At 59.5% G+C, this 1,183-nt stretch carries 2 protein-coding genes; one reads left to right on the top strand and one right to left on the bottom strand.

What is annotated here, in order from left to right:
• Positions 1-278, bottom strand: a 278-nt coding sequence (locus tag LDL49_RS56435; protein ID WP_225303197.1) for a hypothetical protein, incomplete at its 3' end; no start/stop codon positions are given.
• A gap of 543 nt (positions 279-821) precedes the next feature.
• On the opposite strand from LDL49_RS56435, the gene LDL49_RS56440 reads away from it, so the two are divergent.
• The coding region (locus tag LDL49_RS56440; RefSeq protein ID WP_225303198.1) for a hypothetical protein at positions 822-1,183 on the top strand (362 nt) is incomplete at its 3' end.

Below are 1,183 nucleotides of genomic sequence, written 5' to 3' on the forward strand. Positions count from 1 at the left end.
GAGCCGGGGCTCACTCCGAGGTCTCCGATGATCCTGGTTTGATTGGTGTTGCTGACCGCTGATCCCGCCAGAACCGCGAACGGCGCGGCATTACCAATACTCACCGGCTGCGCCTTGGTCGCATGGCTCTGGATCCCGCTCGCCACGGTCGTGACAAGGAGAGCCGTCAGAGGCGCTGCCAACAAGAAGCGTACCTTCGATGTGTGAAGTATCCGGAAATCAGTAAATGCCACAACATCCCCCTTATGTTGAAAATTGGCGGAGATGGCGCTCGCCAATGATGTCGGTTGGAATCGTGACGTTACTGCTTGCCGCCGAAGAAGCCTGAATCGTCATTCAGGTGTCACTCACTGTTCCGGTAAACATCTGGGCCGCGAAGTGCTGATCGGTCTTCTGGGTGGCCGAGTGTCCAGCCGCGCACCTGCCGTAGCCGCCGATAGGGATAGGGCGAGCGGGGCTCCAACGGCGAGCGGAATCGGCTCTATGTCATGCTTTAGCCAATATGTGAGTTCTATCGCTCCTGTCCTACGATTCGACGCGCCGAGCTGGGCCATCCCCTGTACGCGAAGATCGCAATATATCGAGTTAATACCTCCAAGTAAGTAACGGGCGTGGACATGGATGGGTAAGGACCGCATTAAAAGTCCGTTAGCCGGAGTCTTGGTTGATCGAATAAAACGCACGCTTGCTACCGTTCTAGGCGCACACATCGTCGCATGTCATGACGGCGCATAGCCGATGATGACATGCGCGCGGTATCTCATGCCCGGTGATCGTGGCTGTGCAAGCTCCGGTACGAGGCTTTAAAGGAGTTGTGTCACATGTCGATGTTCCGTCACCACGCATCCGATGACGCGGCCGGCACGGTCGCGCTGGAGCGTGGAGTGAACGCTCAGCGGCGTTCAGAGGCTCGGGAAAGAAATAGGGTGCCCTTCTGGAGGAAGGGCGCGGCCGTGAACGATGCGGGGCGCTCGCGCGGCGCAGAAAGCATCCGTCGTTCCTGGCCGTCCGCGGCTCTGGCGGTCGCGCTTTCGATGGGCGCCGTCGTCCTGACCGCAGGAAGCGCGGAAGCCCAACCGGTGAGTATTGGTAATGCCGCGCCGTTCGCGGTTCTGGCGGGATCAGCGGTCAGCAACACCAATCAAACCAGGATCATCGGAGACCTCGGAGTGAGCCCCGGCTC

The organism is Nonomuraea aurantiaca, from assembly GCF_020215705.1.
GTDB classification, from domain to species: domain Bacteria; phylum Actinomycetota; class Actinomycetes; order Streptosporangiales; family Streptosporangiaceae; genus Nonomuraea; species Nonomuraea aurantiaca.